Source organism: Paraburkholderia ginsengiterrae (assembly GCF_001645125.1).
GTDB classification, from domain to species: domain Bacteria; phylum Pseudomonadota; class Gammaproteobacteria; order Burkholderiales; family Burkholderiaceae; genus Paraburkholderia; species Paraburkholderia ginsengiterrae.
This window is the reverse complement of sequence record NZ_LXKA01000033.1, coordinates 70604-86122: the sequence shown is the minus strand read 5'-3', so window position 1 is coordinate 86122 and position 15519 is coordinate 70604. Positions and strand designations below refer to the sequence as shown.

The window sequence follows — 15519 nt, the reverse complement described above, 5'->3', positions numbered from 1 at the left end:
ATTCGTAGCTTTAGGGCTCTTTTGTCGCGAAAATCCCATCATTTATGCGATTCGCACGCGCGCTAAATGAATTAAAAGCGTTGCGCCAGCCACCCGCGAGCCCGTTCCCGCTCGTGCGGAACCGTTTCCAGTGACGGTTCGAACCAGAATGCCCCCGCGATGAGTGTGGCCACGACGACGCCGTCGCGATACAAAATCCGATTTCCCGCTACCGCGGGTACACGTTCGCCCACCAGCAAAGTGCCCGCAAGATTTAACGGATCGGCGCCGGCGACACAGACAAAAGCATTGCCGTTCGCTTTGTCGTTTGGTTTGTCGTTTGCATGCCGCCGCACGTGGCGCAGCACGGGAATTGCTTCCGGCAACGCAAACTGTTCACCCGCGAGACCGTTCACAAAACGACCGCCTCGAATGACGCCGCGCGCTTCGAGTCGCTGGAACACGCGCAGCAGGTCCCGCCAGGGCGGCAGCCACTCGGCCTCGCGTTCGAGCAAACGCCAGAACACCACGCCATAACGGCGCAACAAGGTCATCGCGACGTGCTCCAGCACCTCCGGCGGCAATGTCCCGCGGCGCTGCTGCACCGGTTCGTCCGCGACGGCGGCGGGCCGGCGCACCAGTGCCCAGCGCCCCGCGTCGTCCATGCCGCCGATCAGCGCACCCGCACCTGCACGCGCGCGCCCGTTGCCGGAAAACGCATGGCGTTTGGCCGCCGGTTTCAGCAAGGCACGCAAGCCCGCGAAACTGTCGGAATTCACGAGCCCGGCCGCCACCAGTTCACCCAGCGCGTTTTCCAGTTCGATACGCAATACGCGAACTTCCGCCAGCAATTCGTCGAAGAACATCGCCCCATGTTGTGCCAGCGTGTCATACACGGATTGCGCGCGGGCCGACAGCTCCAACGGTTTCGAAGGGGCGAGCAAGGCGCTCCAGACGCGTACCTGCGCGCGCGGCAGCAGGACTACCGGCGTGCTGCGCACCGGCCCCGTCGCGCCGCGTGCGCGCTCCGTCAGGCGTGTCCAGACGATCTTGCCGGCCCGGCATAGTTCGTCGAGCGAAGTATTCGAATAGGCCCTTACGCGGGCCGGCAGGATGTCGTCTTCCCACGCGCCGGCCGCGGCCTGGAAGCCTTCGAGCTGGTCGAGCACCGCCGCCAGCGCATCGCGACCTTCGCTGCGGGTGTCCGGCGTCAAATGCTGCCATTCGAATAGAAAGCGCATGAAGTCGTGCCGTTCCACCGGCTCGATTTCGCGCCGCAGGCGTTTCACCGTGTAGCGGTGTATCCGCGCAAGCAGATGGCGTTCGCACCATTCCTCTTCGGTGGTGTGCGGTGTGAAGCGCCCGCGCATCACATAGCCTTCGGCTTCGAGACGTGTGAGGCTTTGTTCGACCGATGCCGCCGGCAACCTCAGCGTGTGCGCAATCGCGCTCGCCGGCAACGGGCCGAAACCCGTCAGACGCGCGCGGAGTGTGTCGAGCAGGGCGTCGTCGGCGTTCCAGTTGTCGTTGTAGCCTTTGGGCGCGGTGAGCGGTGGTTCGAATCGTGCGTCGGGATAGAGCGACTGAAAACAGGTGAGACGTTCTATGGGCAGCCATAAGGCGTCGCCGGCGCCGAGCGACAGCCGGGTGGCGCGGCCGGATTCAGCAAGCGTTGCGAGCCATGCCGGCCAGCCCGCGTTATGCCGCGCTTCAGCCTCGGTGATGCAAGCGAGGCCGGTCAGCGCTTCGTGCATCTCGTCGGCGTCGCGCGCTTGCGGCCAGGCTTCGTCGCGCACGCTGTCGATGGCGGCGGCGTCGAGCGCACCGAGATCGTCGGCGCTCGACGGATCGGTCCAGCGGCGGTTCAGCACAGCCTGGGTGCGGCGTTCCTCGAGCGGCGCGTCGTCGAGGTAGGCGTACGGCTTGGCGGTGAGGATTTCGGCGGCAAGCGGCGAGGGCGCCGGCAAATCGCGCGCAACCAGCGTCACGTCACCCTGTTCCATGCGGCGCAGCAGCGCGAGCCAGCGTTCGCTGTCCATCGCTTCGTGCAGACAGTCGTCGACGGTTTGGTCCACTAAAGGATGATGCGGAAGCTCGCGTTCGCCGACCACGTTCTCCAGGCACGCCACCTGGTCGGGAAACACGTGTGCCAGCAGATCTTCGCTGCGCATGCGCTGCAGTTGCGGCGCGGTCTTGCGCCCGCCGGTGTAGCGCGGCAAGCCGAGTGCGATGGTGGCGCTCCAGCGCCAGCGCACGCCGAACAGCGGCGCATCGAGCAGCGCCTGGATCAGCAGGTGTTCGGCACTGTTCGAGTGCAGATAGCGCCACACTTCGTCGAGCACGAACGAGTGGCTGCCCGTTAGCGACAGCACGATGGCGTCTTCCGTTGCGGCCGCTTGCAGTTCGAAATTGAAGGTGCGGCAAAAGCGCTTGCGCAGCGCGAGGCCCCACGCGCGGTTCACCCGGCTTCCGAACGGCGCGTGAATGACCAGTTGCGTGCCGCCGGATTCGTCGAAGAAACGCTCCATGACCAGCGTGTTCTGCGTGGGCAGCACACCGAGCGCGGCGCGCGCACGGGCGAGATAGTCGACGATCTGACGCGCGGCGGCTTCGTCGAGACGGAGTTCGTCCACCAGCCAGTCGATAGCGCGTTCGAGACGGGCGGGCAAGGTATCGGCCAACGTCGCGGCCAATGTATCGGCCGACCTCGCGGCCAACGTACCGGTGCCGTTTGCCACGGACCGCGGCGACAAATCCGGTCCTTCGAGAAGCCGCTCGATCTGTTCGCGCAGCCGCGCCACGCCGAACGACAGCTCATCGCTGCGTCCGGGCGCCTCGCCGAGCCAGAACGGAATGTTCGGTGGCTGTCCCTGCGCGTCCTCGACCCGCACCCGGCCGCTTTCGATGCGCAGAATCCGGTATGACGCGTTGCCGAGCTGAAACACGTCGCCGGCCAGGCTTTCGACCGCGAAGTCCTCGTTGACGGTGCCGATCTGGATCGCCTGCGGTTCGAGCACCACCGCATAGTCCGCGTTTTCGGGGATCGTGCCGCCCGAGGTGACCGCCACCAGCTTGCCGCCGCGCCGGCCGCGCAACGTGCCGCTCACCACGTCGCGATGGATATAGGCGCCACGCGGACCGTGGCGGCTCGTGTAGCCTTCGGCGAGCATGCGCAGCACGTCGTCGTACTGCTCGCGCGTCAGTTCCGCGTAGGGCGCGGCGCGCCGCATCAGCTCGAAAAGCGCGTCCTCGTGCCACTCGGCGCTCGAGACTTCCGCGACGATCTGCTGGGCGAGCACATCGAGCGGCGCGCGCGGAATCCGCAGCGCGTCGAGTTCGCCGCGCCGCACGCAATCGAGCAGCGCCGCACATTCGATCAGATCGTCGCGCGAAGCCGGAAAAAGCCGGCCCTTGGGCATGCCGCCGACGTGGTGGCCCGAGCGTCCGACGCGTTGCAGGAACGGCGCGATCGCGCGCGGCGAGCCCATCTGGCAGACCAGATCGACGTCGCCGATATCGATGCCGAGCTCCAGCGCCGCCGTGGCGATCAGCACGCGCAATTCGCCGCGTTTCAGCCGCTGTTCGGCCTCGAAACGATGCTCTTTGGCGAGGCTGCCGTGATGCGCGGCCACCACGTCCTTGCCGAGCCGCTCCGTCAGATGGCGCGCGGCGCGCTCGGCCATGCGGCGCGTGTTGACGAACACCAGCGTAGTGCGGTGCATCGCTACCAGTTCGGCAAGGCGGTCGTAGACGCGCTCCCAGACCTCGTTGGCCATCACCGCTTCGAGCGGCACGGGCGGAATCTCCAACGCGAGGTCGCGCTCGCGGATATGACCCACGTCGACGATCGCGCAGTCGGCGGGCAGGCCGCTGTCGATGCCTGCGCCGCCCACCAGAAAGCGCGCGACGGCGCTCACCGGCTTTTGCGTCGCGGACAGGCCGATGCGTGGCAGGCGCCGCTGACACAGCGCGTCGAGCCGCTCCAGGCTGAGGGCGAGATGGCTGCCGCGCTTGCTGCCGGCAAGCGCATGGATTTCGTCGACGATCACCGTACGCACGGTGGCAAGCATGCGGCGGCCCGAGTCGGACCCGAGCAGCACGTAAAGCGATTCCGGTGTGGTGACGAGCACATGCGGCGCGCGCTTTCGCAACGCGTTGCGTTCCTGCTGGCTGGTGTCGCCAGTGCGCACGGCCGTGCGAATGTCGAGCGGCGGCAGGCCGCGCGCATCGAGTTCGGCGGCGATGCCTTGCAGCGGCACCTGCAGATTGATGCGGATGTCGTTGGACAGCGCCTTGAGCGGCGAGACATAGACCACCAGCGTTTCATCAGGCAGCGCGCCGCCGTTGGCGAGGCCCTGCTGGACGAGGTCGTCGAGGGCGGACAGGAAGGCGGTGAGCGTTTTGCCCGAGCCCGTCGGCGCCGCCACCAGGGTCGAGCGGCCACGGCGAATCTGCGGCCAGGCGGCGGCCTGGGCGGCGGTCGGGGCGGGGAAGGTTTTCAGAAACCAGCCGGCTACCGCGGGATGGAACCCGGCCAGCGCATTCGGCGCGGTCAGTGTGTCTGACGTGTCTGGTGTGTTCAGCACCTCGGCCGTTGAACGGCCGCTCGCGGGCACCTTGCCGGAACGGGACGGCGTGGTGGCGGGCGCTGCGTCCAGCGCGGTGGCGGTGTTCGAAGGCGAAGTCATGCTGGCATGGACGGGGGCAGGGCGAGCCATATCCGGAAGGCGGCGAAAGCAGGCCGGTTGCAAGGTGCAGGAATCAATCAGTCTGGCAGGTTTACCGGCGCTTTGCCGAAGAGTGCTTGCGTTTGCTCGCCGCTTCGGCCCTCGCTAACCGGATTTTGGCAATTGCAGTACTCTCTACGCCTCACTCACCCGCGAATCGACAGTGGAGTCTCGACGATGCGATACAACCAGTTGGGCCGTACCGGTGTGTTTGTTTCAGAATTATGTCTTGGCACGATGACCTTCGGCGGTGGCGACGGCATCTGGAAGCAGATCGGCGATCTGCAGCAGGCGGACGCGGAGCGGCTGGTCGGCCGGGCGCTCGACGCGGGCATCAATTTCATCGACACGGCCGACGTCTATGCCGACGGCCTGTCCGAACAGATCACGGGCCAGGCGCTGAAGAACCTCAAGGTGCCGCGCGACAAGGTGGTGGTGGCGACCAAGGTGTTCGGCCAGACCGCCGAGTTTCCGAACGCGCGCGGCGCGTCGCGCTATCACATCATCGACGGTGTGAAGGCGAGCCTGAAGCGCCTGCAGCTCGATCACGTCGACCTGTATCAGATCCACGGTTTCGATCCGGCCACGCCGATCGAAGAAACCGTGCGTGCGCTCGACACGCTGGTGCAGCACGGCAATGTGCGCTATGTCGGCGTGTCGAACTGGGCCGCGTGGCAGATCGTCAAGGCGCTGGGCATCGCGGAGCGCCACGGGCTCGCGCGCTTCGAAACGCTGCAGGCGTATTACACGCTGGCGGGCCGTGACCTCGAACGCGAACTCGTGCCGATGCTGCAGAGCGAAGGCCTCGGCCTGATGGTGTGGAGTCCGCTCGCGGGCGGTTTGCTGAGTGGCAAATACGGGCGCGAGCAGCAGGGCGAAGCGGGCAGCCGTCGCACGAGCTTCGATTTTCCGCCGGTGAACCGCGAGCGCGCGTACGACTGTATCGACGTGATGCGCGCCATCGCCGAAACGAAGCACGTGTCAGTGGCGCAGATCGCGCTGGCGTGGCTGCTGCATCAGCGCGTGGTGACGTCGGTGATCGTCGGTGCGAAGAAGGTCGAGCAGCTCGACGACAATATCGCGGCCACCGGTGTCTCGCTCACCGCGGATGAACTCGCGAAGCTCGATCAGGTCAGCACGCTGCCCGCCGAATACCCTGGCTGGATGCTGGCGCGCCAGGGCGAGCCGCGCCGCAAGCAGCTTGAAGAGATGCGGCATCCGGCGTAGCGGTAGTGGCCGGCGCGCAGCTCGCCGCCAGCCGTACTTACTCCGCGGCGGCTTCGGCTGCGCCCGCCGCTTCGGCCGTATACGCCGCCGCGGCATCCATCGTGCGCGCCGAGTACACCATTGCCGCCCCCGCATTGATCGCGACTGCCACACCCAGTGCTTCGGCGATTTCGTCGCGCGTGGCGCCGTGCTTCAGCGCTTCGGCCGTGTGCACGGTAATACAGCCATCACACCGCAAGCTGACCGCGACGGCGAGCGCAATCAGTTCCCGCGTCTTGGCGCCGAGCAGGTCCTTCTTCTGGCCGGCGCCCGACAGCGCCTGATATCCCCTGACGGTTTCCGGCGACAGTTTGCCGATCTCGCCGATGCGGCCGACCAGTTCTTTGCGGTAATCGATCCAGTTCAACATGGCAATGCTCCTTGATCCGTTGCGCGCCGGCGGGTGCCGGCGTCGTGAGAGGAGTATTGCGCCGCGTGGCGATATCCTGAATACTCGATTCGCTCAACTTTTAGCGCGGCCGTCTCATGGATACGCTTAGCCGATTGATCGACCTCGCCCGGCCCCAAGCCAGCCTCGATCTGCGCTGCCTGCTCTCGGGCGCCTTCGATATCGATCACGGGCAACTGGAAGCGGGCATTGCGCCATTTCATCTGGTGCTCGACGGCGGGTGCATCGTCGAAACCGCCGACGGCGCGCAGCATGCGTTGCAGGCGGGGGATTTCATGCTGTTTCCGCGTGGCGCTTCGCACCGTGTGCGCGACCTGCGGCGTTCGGCGGCCGCAGCGCCGCCAACGCTGGGTCACGACGGCATGCTGCCCGTGCGCCGCAGCGGCGGGAGCGCGGACGCAAGCGCGCCCGCCGATCTCGATCTCCTGTGCGGGCGCTTTTTCTATGCGCCGGGCTCATCCGCGTTGCTGCTGAACGCGTTGCCCGATCCGCTGCACGTTTCGCTAAGCGGCGTGCAGACGCTGGGCTCGCTGCAAACGGTCATCGCGGTGATGCGCGGCGAGGCCGAGCGGCGTCAGCCGGGCGCGCTCGCCATCGTCACCGCCCTGAGCCATGCTCTTTTCGCCATGGCGTTGCGCGTGCATGGCGAGCAGGACGCGTCGACCTCCGGCATGCTTGCGCTGCTCGCCGACGCGCGGCTGGGTGCCTCCGTGCAAGGCATGCTGAATGCGCCCGAGCGTGCGTGGACCATAGCCGAACTCGGCGAGCTCGCGGCAATGTCGCGCGCGACTTACGCGCGCCATTTCAACGAGCGCGCCGGCATCACGGTGATGGACTTTCTTACGCAGATACGCATGGCGATCGCCTGCGATCTGCTGCGACGCACGAAGCGCAGCGCGGCCGAAATCGGCGAAGCAGTGGGCTATCAATCGGAGGCCGCGTTCGGCAAGGCGTTCCAGCAAAGCGTGGGCGTCACGCCGGGACGATACCGGCGCGGCACGCCGGAGAACGATGCGGAGTAATCCTGATTAGTGTCTGATTAGCGCTTGTCCGATTCGCCGATCCAGCGCTTCTCGAGCCATGACATGACGGCGGCGACCAGCAGCGCGCAGACCGTGCCGATCGTCACTTCGGCGAGGCGCAGCAAGGCTTTGTCCCACACCGGACCCACGCCCGGCGCGAGCAGCATGATGGTCGCGGTAATGCCGCCCAGCCGCGCCGCGCTGCCCACGTTCACGATCCAGCAGATCACGATGGCGACAGCCACGGTCGCCGCATACGCCGCGAAGTAACCGCTGCCCAGCGTGGCGCCGGCGAAACCGCATATGCCGCCGACCATGGCGCCGATGAATTGGTCGCGCGACAGCTTGCGGGTGTCGGTATAGCTGTGCTGGCTGACCGCGATCGCCGTGATCGCCGCCCAAAACGCTTCCTCGGTATGTAACGCGCGCGCGATCGTGAACGCGAGGCTCGCGCCGGCGACCGCCTGCACGGCCATGAAGCCGCCTTCCATCAGGCGCGCGCGCAACGGCAGCGACTTGAGAAAGGTAAACAGCGAATCAGCGGCGCTCGCTTGTGCCGTCCGTCCTGAATCGTCAGGTGGGGTCATGGAATGGGCGGGGCGTGAATGCAGCATGGGAGTTCCGCATTCTAGCGATTCGAATCGACTTTCGTGAAGGGACAGACCGGGCGCTGCGGAAGTACTCGACCAGGACGGCGCTGAAGGCGTAGTGTTGTAGAGCGGACTGTTCAGCGCAGACGGCCTGGTTCGCGAACGCTATTCAACGATGCAAGGAGGCCTCATGTCACTCATCGTCGCAGCACGTTTCACGACTTTTCCCGCCGCTGAAGACGCGGCCCAAAAGCTTTTTAACGCAGGTTTCGTCGAAGAAGACGTCACGCTGTTTTTCGTCAATCCGCGCGGCCAGCACGCGCGTCATCATGCAGTAGGCGATGTCCACGCGGGCGCGGGCTCGCTGGCCGGGCCTAAACACGCTGGCATGCATGTCACCCTCGGCGCGGTCGTCGGTGCGGCGGTGGGGGTTGGCATCTTCGCGGCGTTTGCGGCGCCGATTCTCGTATCCCTGATTGCAGCGGGCGTCGGCGCCTATATCGGCTCGATGGTCGGCGCGATGTTGCGCACGCGCGACGGCGGCCACGCCGCCCACCATTGGCCGTTTTACGAGGAGATGCGCGCCTCCGGTGTGCTGGTTGCCGTGCATGTGTCGTCGGACAATCAATTCGATGCCGCGCGCGTGTTGCGCGAAGCAGGGGGCGCGGCGATCGAGCGCGCGAGCGGCCGCTGGCAGCAGGGGCGCTGGGCCGACTTCGATCCGCTGAAGCAGCCGGAGCCGCTCAACGAATTCACGGAAAGGCACGCCTGAGGCTCAGGTGCGTGAAGGTGCGCACAGGTTCGTTCACCAGCGGCCAGCCCGCATGACAATCAAGTGGGAGCGCGAAACCAGCGCTCCCAACCCAATCGACCGATCTTACTCGGCGGCGATCTTCAGATGATTTTTCACGCTCGACACGCCCTTCACGGCTTCCACTACTTCACCGGCCGCGGCCTTGTCGTCGGCGGACGGCACCGAACCCGTGAGCCATACCACGCCCTTGCGCGTCTTCACGTGAATATGCGTCGACTTGACGTTGCTGGCGGCAAGCAGATCGGCCTTGGCCTTGGTGGTGATGGTGCCGTCGTCGATATGCTGGCCGACGGTCTCGGATGAAGCGGACGGAGCCGGAGCGGTGGTTTGCGCCGTGGCGTTCAACGCGAATGCGATACACGCGATGCTGCCGGCGGTCTTGAGAAGTGAGAGGGTCTTCATGGATTCTCCTTTGGATGTTGATGGGAATGGCGGTCCTGTCACCTGCACAAAGGGCAATTCACAGCGCAGGGACTGGTGTGAGTCCACACGGTGTTCGTCCGCAAGTGCTGTGCCCAGCACCCCGTGCGCGCGGCATCCTTCATAGGAAAGCCGTGACGCTGCAAGCATTCCGGATGAGGAATCGGATGCCGCGGCACCCAGGAATTCGCTCATGCGGCGGGTGGAACCGGCGGCCGGAATTTGCCGGGTTCTTGTAAAAAAGGCGCCCGACGGGCTGCGCAATTAGCGGACCCGAAAATGCAAAGCGTAGAAAAAACAGCGTGTTGCGTGCGCTGGTACGGCAGTTGCTCGGAAGACGTTACGAATCATTTTTAAACGCACCTTACCGGCCACTTCCTGCCACCAACGGGACTCACAACCATGCCGTCAATTGAACTACGCACAAGGCAATCTCTCGCACTCACCCCGCGTCTGCAGCAATCGGTGCGTCTGTTGCAGTTGTCGTCGCTGGAGTTCCAGCAGGAATTGCGCACGGCGCTCGACACCAATCCGTTCCTCGAGTACGACTCGTCGGAAACGGAAGACGTGGCGCTTGCCACCGTCACACCGGGCGAAGACGCCGGCGGGCTGCCCGCGGCCGACACGGTCGCCACTGCCGAAGCCGATTCGCTGCCGGCCGAAGCCGGCGCTGACGGGACGCTAGCAAGCGCGGGCCAGGACGAGATGCCTGGTGACTTCGCCGGCGAGTACGGCAGCCACGGTTCGACGCGGCAAAACGGCGATTCGGCCAGTAGCGACCCCGGTGAATGGGCGCGGTCGCAACCGACCTTGCGCGAGCAGTTGCACGATGCGCTGCGTCTGTGCCGGCTCGACGACCGTGACCTCGCGGTGGCCCGCTTCATCGTCGAGGCGCTCAACGACGACGGCTATCTGCGCCAGGACCTCGCCGACCTGGCGAGTACCGTCGACCTCGAACCTGAATTGACCGAAGCAGAACTGCTGGTGGCGCTGCGTCTCGTGCAATCGCTCGACCGGCCCGGTCTGGGAGCCCGTTCGTTGTCCGAGTGCCTCGCGCTGCAGTTGAACGCGTTGCCGGCCGATACGCCGGGACGCGACGTGGCGCGGCAAATCGTCGAACATCATCTGGAGCGGCTCGCGCGCCGCGAACAGGCCGAACTGCAGAAGCAGATCGGCTGCGAGGCCGAAGAACTGCGGGTAGCCTGCGCGCTGGTGCGCAAGCTGGACCCGAAGCCAGGCGACTGCTACGGCCGTGCCGAAGACAACTACGTGGTGCCGGACGTGATCGTGCGTCAGGTGCGCAACAAGTGGGTCGTGACGATCAATCCGGCGGTGCAGCCGCGCGCGCGCATCCATCGCATGTACGCGGAGCTGTTCGCGCAGTCGTCCGGCACGAGCCGCTCGCCGCTCGCGCAGCAATTGCAGGAAGCGCGCTGGCTGATCCGCAATGCGCAGCAGCGCTTCGATACGATTCAGCGTGTGGCGGAATGCATCGTCGCGCATCAGAGAGCGTTCTTCCAGTACGGCGAAATCGCGCTCAAGCCGATGGTGCTGCGCGATGTCGCCGACGAACTCGGCCTGCACGAATCCACCATTTCGCGGGCCACCGGCAACAAATACATGGCGACGCCGCGCGGCATTTTCGAGTTCAAGCACTTTTTCCCTCGCGAGCTTGGCACGGAAAGCGGCGGCACCTGTTCGGCCGCGGCCGTGCGCGCGCTGCTCAAGGAAATGATCGCCGCGGAAAACACGCGCGATCCGCTCTCGGATGTGACGCTCGCCAGAATGCTCGCCGCCCAGGGCGTGCTGGTCGCGCGCCGCACGGTGGCGAAATACCGGCATCTGATGAAGCTGCCGCCGGCGGAATTGCGCCGCCAGGTTTGAGCGCACGCGGACACCGCGGTGCTCGTGCCGTCCTTGCTGTCTCGCTGATCTGTCGAACGGGGGTTCGGTTACGCCACGCGAGCTGTTCCGCTCGCGTGGCGCTTTTTCGTATCTGGACGTATCCTGCTCGCCCCTTTACATTGGCAGGTCAAGGAAAAAAACCGGGCGGGCCAATGAAGTATTCGAATCGGGTCGAGCGTTTGCAAGGCCGGCGCACGTCGGCATGGGAAATCCATCGGGTCGCGCAGCAGGCGCTGGCCAATGGCGAAGATGTCATCGTGCTGAGCGTTGGCGACCCCGACTTCGCGACGCCCGCGCCGATCGTCGAGCGCGCGGTCGAGGCCCTGCGTGGCGGCGATACCCATTACAGCGCGGTGTCCGGCCGCGAGCCGCTGCGTGCCGCGATTGCCGAACAACACGCGCGCATGACCGGCTGCGCCGCGAGCGCCAGCAACGTGATCCTGACGGCGGGGGCGCAGAACGCCGTGTTTGCCACCTCGTTGTGCCTGCTGGAAGAGGGCGACGAAGTGATCGTCCCCGAGCCGATGTATCTGACCTACGAGGCCTGCGTGCGCGCGGCGGGCGCCACGCTCGTGGCGGTGCCGGTCGACCGGGAGCGGGCCTTTCACGTCGACTGCGACGCGCTCGAAGCGGCCGTCACGCCGCGCACCAGAGCGATCTTTTTCGCGACCCCGTGCAATCCGACCGGTGTGGTGATGCAACGCGAAGATCTCGAACGCATCGCGCGGCTCGCTTGCGAGCATGATCTGTGGGTGCTCTCCGACGAGGTGTATGCGGAACTGACCTTCGAGCGCGAACATGTCAGCATCGTCTCGCTGCCCGGCATGGCGGAGCGCACCGTCACGCTCGGCAGTTTGTCGAAGTCGCATGCCATGGCGGGCTGGCGCGTGGGCTGGGCGATCGGCCCCACTGAGCTGATCGAGCATATGGGGCGGCTCGCGCTGGCCATGCTCTATGGTTTGCCGGGCTTCATCCAGCAGGCCGCCTTGACCGCTTTGCAGAACAAGACGCAGATTGCCGCCGAAATGCGCGCCATTTACCGGCGCCGGCGCGACGTGGTGTTCGAGCGCCTGCATCGCGTGCCGGGCCTGCGTTGTCTGCTACCCGAGGCGGGCATGTTCATGATGGTCGACGTCAGTGGCACGGGCCTCGACACGGTCGACTTCACGTGGCAGCTGTTTCGCGCGCAGGGCGTGTCCGTGCTCAATGCAAGTGCCTTTGGCGAGACCGCGAATGGCTTCGTGCGGCTGGGTTTTGTCGTCGACGAAGCACAACTGGTCGATGCATGCGAGCGGATTGCCGCATTTGTCGGCGCATTGCCCGCCCGGTGAGGAAGCGTCTTCGCGCTTTGGCAAGATATGCATCGCGGTCAATACGGGCGGCACGGTGATGAGTAAGCCGCTGCCTTTCGATTGACGCCGGCGAGGCTTGCATCAAGAATCCAGCGCCGAATTCGTCTTAAGCTGGAACACTCTGGACATCGGCGCATATCGACTCGTCGTCGGGAACCCCATGGGCCTTCGCATTTATTTCTCGTTGCGCCAACCGTTGATGGCGGGATCGGCGGCGGTCGCGCTCGTGGCCGTCGCGCTCCTGCTTGCCGTGCTCGCCGTGTTCAGCCAGATGTGCGCGGCCGCGGAACCTGGCGATTCGCCCGATGCCGGGATGAGCGCCGAAGCGGCAGCGTCGGAGGCGGCAACCCCGGAACCCGACACCCCTCGCGTTCAGACCGAAACATCCAATGCACGCCCGGACGTGAACGGGCAGACGGACCAGCAGCCGCACGCCACGCCGGCGCGCGCGAGCCGCCCGTCGGCGGTGCCAGTCGCCGCATCCAGCGAGGCGTCGGGCAGTGCGCCACCGCGTAACGCGAATCCCGCATCGCAGCCTATCCCGGTGCCGCCGGAAACGACCTCGGTGACCCGGCACTCGATCCAGCTCGACGGCCGCAAGATCGACTACACGGCAACGGCCGGCAGTCTGCTGTTACGCGACAAGACCGGCCAGGCCAATGCGAGCGTCTTCTATGTCGCCTACACCGTGGCCAGCAAAACGCCCGCCACGCGGCCGGTCACTTTTCTCTTCAACGGTGGTCCGGGTGCCGGCACCGTGTTCCTGATGATCGGTTCGATCGGGCCGAAGCGGGTGCATACCGCGAGTCCCGCCGGGACGCCGCCCGCGCCGTACACGCTGGAGGACAATCCCGACAGCCTGCTCGACACCACCGATCTGGTATTTATCGATGCCGTCGGCGCGGGGCTTTCGAAGGTCGTCGGCCGCGGCACGGGCAAGGATTTCTGGGGCGTCGACAAGGATCTTGCCGCGTTTTCACAGTTCATCGACCGCTATCTGACGGTGAATCAGCGCTGGAATTCGCCGAAGTATCTGCTCGGCGAATCATATGGCACCGCGCGTGCCGCGATGCTCGCGTATCAGCTGGGACAGGACAATATCGCGATCAACGGCGTGATCCTGCTGTCGTCGGTGCTCGATTCATCCGCGTTCTCACCGGGCTCGGATTTCAAGAGTGAAAGCTATCTGCCGAGCTTTGCGGCGATTGCCTGGTATCACAACAAGATCGTGCCGAAGCCGGCCAGCCTGCCGGCCTTTCTCGACGAAGCACGGGCCTTCGCTCGCGGACCTTATGCGCAGGCGCTCGCGCAGGGCGACGCGCTGCCGGACGCCGAGCGCGACGCCATCGCCGCGCGCGTCGCTCAGTTCACCGGACTCGACGTTGGCTACGTGAAGCGCAGCCGTTTGCGTCTCTATCCGTCGCGCTATCGCAGTGAATTGCTGCGCGATCAGGCGCGCAGCGTCGGCCGCTACGACGCGCGCTTCGAAGGGATCGACTTCGACAGCGTGTCCGAGCGGCCTGATTTCGACGCCTCGGTGAGCGGCGTGTCGAGTGCTTTCGACGCCGCGTTGCATAAGCATCTCACCGAGGACCTGCATTTCACGCCCACCGACACCTATCGCGTGTTCAACGACGAAGCGTTGACCCAGTGGGACTGGAAGCATCGCGAATGGTGGGGCGAACACTTGTCGGTGCCCTATGCGGCCGGTGATCTGGCTGAGGCGATGCGGCAGAATCCGCAACTGCGCGTGTTGTCCGTGAACGGCTATTTCGACCTGGCCACGCCGTTCTACGCGACGGAGTACGCGCTTGCGCATCTGGGCATTGACGGGGCGCTGCGCGACAACGTGCGGATCGCGTACTATCCGACCGGCCACATGATCTATCTCGACGATGCGGCCTTGCACGTGCTCAAGCGCGATCTGGCGAGTTTCTACGCGGCGGGGGCACGTTAGGTTGCGGGCGCTGCGGTATCGCGAATGCGGCGCGGGCAACTCGCGGGCGGCAACGCTGGCGGCTATTGCAGGTGCCAGCGCTCAGCCGTGGCCGACGCGCCGCGCGCGCGGATTCGACTCGCACTGTTGAACGGTATAATTCGTTCACCGTCGCGCCGTGGTTCAGCGTTGTATCACGTTGCGTCCACGCCGCTGTCTTGTGCCTGATCTTCGCTTCACCAACCGGCTTCATTCACCAGCTTCGCTCACCATCGCCCATGGAATTTCGTCCGATCCAGTCCTTCACGCGTAAGCGACTTTCCGACGTGGTGTCCGACCAGATCAAGCAACTGATCTCCGACGGCACGCTGATGCCCGGCGACCGGTTGCCGGCCGAACGCGATCTGGCCACGCAGCTCGGCGTGTCGCGGCCCTCGCTGCGTGAAGCCCTGATCCGGCTGGAAGCGGACGGCTACATCGAGACCTCGGGGCGGGGCGGCTTCACGGTGGTCGACGTCACGGCACCGATCATCTCCAAGCCGCTCGCCGAATTGCTGCTGCAAAATCCGCGCACCAGCGCCGACATTCTGGAATTGCGCCAGGGGCTCGAATCGATTTCGACGGTGTATGCCGCCGAACGCGCCACGGCCGCCGACCTGCGCAAGATCACCGCGGCGTTCGAGGCGTTGAAGGCCGGCTCGTTGTCGCAGGATCGCGTGAACCTTGCGGAACTGGACGCTGCGTTTCACCTGGCAATTGCCGACGCCACGCACAATATCGCGCTTGCGCACGTCATGCACGGCATCCATACGTTGATCCGCGAAGGTATGCGCCAGTACCATCGGCTGATCGATTATGACGACGCCATGGAAAAGCAGTTGATGAGCCAGCACCAGGCCATCTACGACGCCGTCATGGCGCGTGACGCGCAAAAGGCCCGCAAGGCGGCCGAGCGCCACCTCACCTACGTGCGCGAGATGTACCGCGAAGACGCGGCGAAGCCTTCGCCGAGCGTCGTTTCCTGATTGACCGGCTGCCGCGCCCAGCCGGTAACTGTCCCGCAGGCCGCTCACCACCGCGGCCCCATTCCTCGCCAATC

General features: G+C 65.5%; 11 protein-coding genes. 7 read left to right on the top strand and 4 right to left on the bottom strand.

The genetic code is table 11. From position 1 onward, the window contains the following. Positions 1–71: 71 nt before the first annotated feature. The gene (locus tag A6V37_RS02460) at positions 72–4667 is read right to left on the bottom strand and encodes a DEAD/DEAH box helicase (RefSeq protein ID WP_064285750.1); all 4596 of its coding nucleotides are present in this window, start codon (positions 4665–4667) and stop codon (positions 72–74) included. A 216-nt stretch (positions 4668–4883) separates the two neighbouring features. On the opposite strand from A6V37_RS02460, the gene A6V37_RS02455 reads away from it, so the two are divergent. After that, positions 4884–5933, top strand: coding sequence for an aldo/keto reductase (locus A6V37_RS02455; protein WP_064265883.1), 1050 nt, complete (start codon positions 4884–4886; stop codon positions 5931–5933). Positions 5934–5970: 37 nt separating this feature from the next. On the opposite strand, the gene A6V37_RS02450 is transcribed toward A6V37_RS02455, so the two are convergent. After that, entirely contained in the window at positions 5971–6342 is a 372-nt protein-coding gene (locus tag A6V37_RS02450; RefSeq protein WP_064265884.1) for a carboxymuconolactone decarboxylase family protein, read from the bottom strand. A 116-nt stretch (positions 6343–6458) separates the two neighbouring features. On the opposite strand from A6V37_RS02450, the gene A6V37_RS02445 reads away from it, so the two are divergent. Beyond that, the gene (locus A6V37_RS02445; RefSeq protein ID WP_064265885.1) at positions 6459–7403 is read left to right on the top strand and encodes a cupin domain-containing protein; all 945 of its coding nucleotides are present in this window, start codon (positions 6459–6461) and stop codon (positions 7401–7403) included. 17 nt (positions 7404–7420) lie between these two features. Here A6V37_RS02445 and A6V37_RS02440 read toward each other — a convergent pair whose 3' ends face one another. Continuing rightward, on the bottom strand, positions 7421–7990 hold the full coding sequence (locus A6V37_RS02440) for an FUSC family protein (protein WP_064285762.1): 570 nt from the start codon (positions 7988–7990) through the stop codon (positions 7421–7423). Between the two features lie 193 nt (positions 7991–8183). On the opposite strand from A6V37_RS02440, the gene A6V37_RS02435 reads away from it, so the two are divergent. After that, positions 8184–8765: a glycine zipper domain-containing protein gene (locus tag A6V37_RS02435; protein ID WP_064285749.1), complete on the top strand. Its 582-nt coding sequence runs from the start codon at positions 8184–8186 to the stop codon at positions 8763–8765. A gap of 105 nt (positions 8766–8870) precedes the next feature. Here A6V37_RS02435 and A6V37_RS02430 read toward each other — a convergent pair whose 3' ends face one another. Further along, entirely contained in the window at positions 8871–9209 is a 339-nt protein-coding gene (locus A6V37_RS02430; protein ID WP_064265888.1) for a BON domain-containing protein, read from the bottom strand. A 420-nt stretch (positions 9210–9629) separates the two neighbouring features. Here A6V37_RS02430 and A6V37_RS02425 point away from each other — a divergent pair, with 420 nt between their 5' ends. The 4 genes from A6V37_RS02425 to A6V37_RS02410 all read left to right on the top strand — a co-directional run bounded on the left by A6V37_RS02425 (position 9630) and on the right by A6V37_RS02410 (position 15445). Then, positions 9630–11111 carry an RNA polymerase factor sigma-54 gene (locus A6V37_RS02425; RefSeq protein ID WP_064285748.1) on the top strand — a complete coding sequence of 494 codons (1482 nt, stop codon included), beginning with the start codon at positions 9630–9632 and terminating at the stop codon, positions 11109–11111. 173 nt (positions 11112–11284) lie between these two features. Beyond that, on the top strand, positions 11285–12463 hold the full coding sequence (locus A6V37_RS02420; protein ID WP_064265890.1) for a pyridoxal phosphate-dependent aminotransferase: 1179 nt from the start codon (positions 11285–11287) through the stop codon (positions 12461–12463). A 181-nt stretch (positions 12464–12644) separates the two neighbouring features. Beyond that, complete coding sequence (locus tag A6V37_RS02415) at positions 12645–14441, top strand: S10 family peptidase (protein WP_064285747.1); 1797 nt, start codon at positions 12645–12647, stop codon at positions 14439–14441. Between the two features lie 257 nt (positions 14442–14698). Then, positions 14699–15445, top strand: a complete 747-nt coding sequence (locus A6V37_RS02410; RefSeq protein ID WP_064265892.1) for a FadR/GntR family transcriptional regulator — start codon at positions 14699–14701, stop codon at positions 15443–15445. Positions 15446–15519 lie beyond the last annotated feature (74 nt).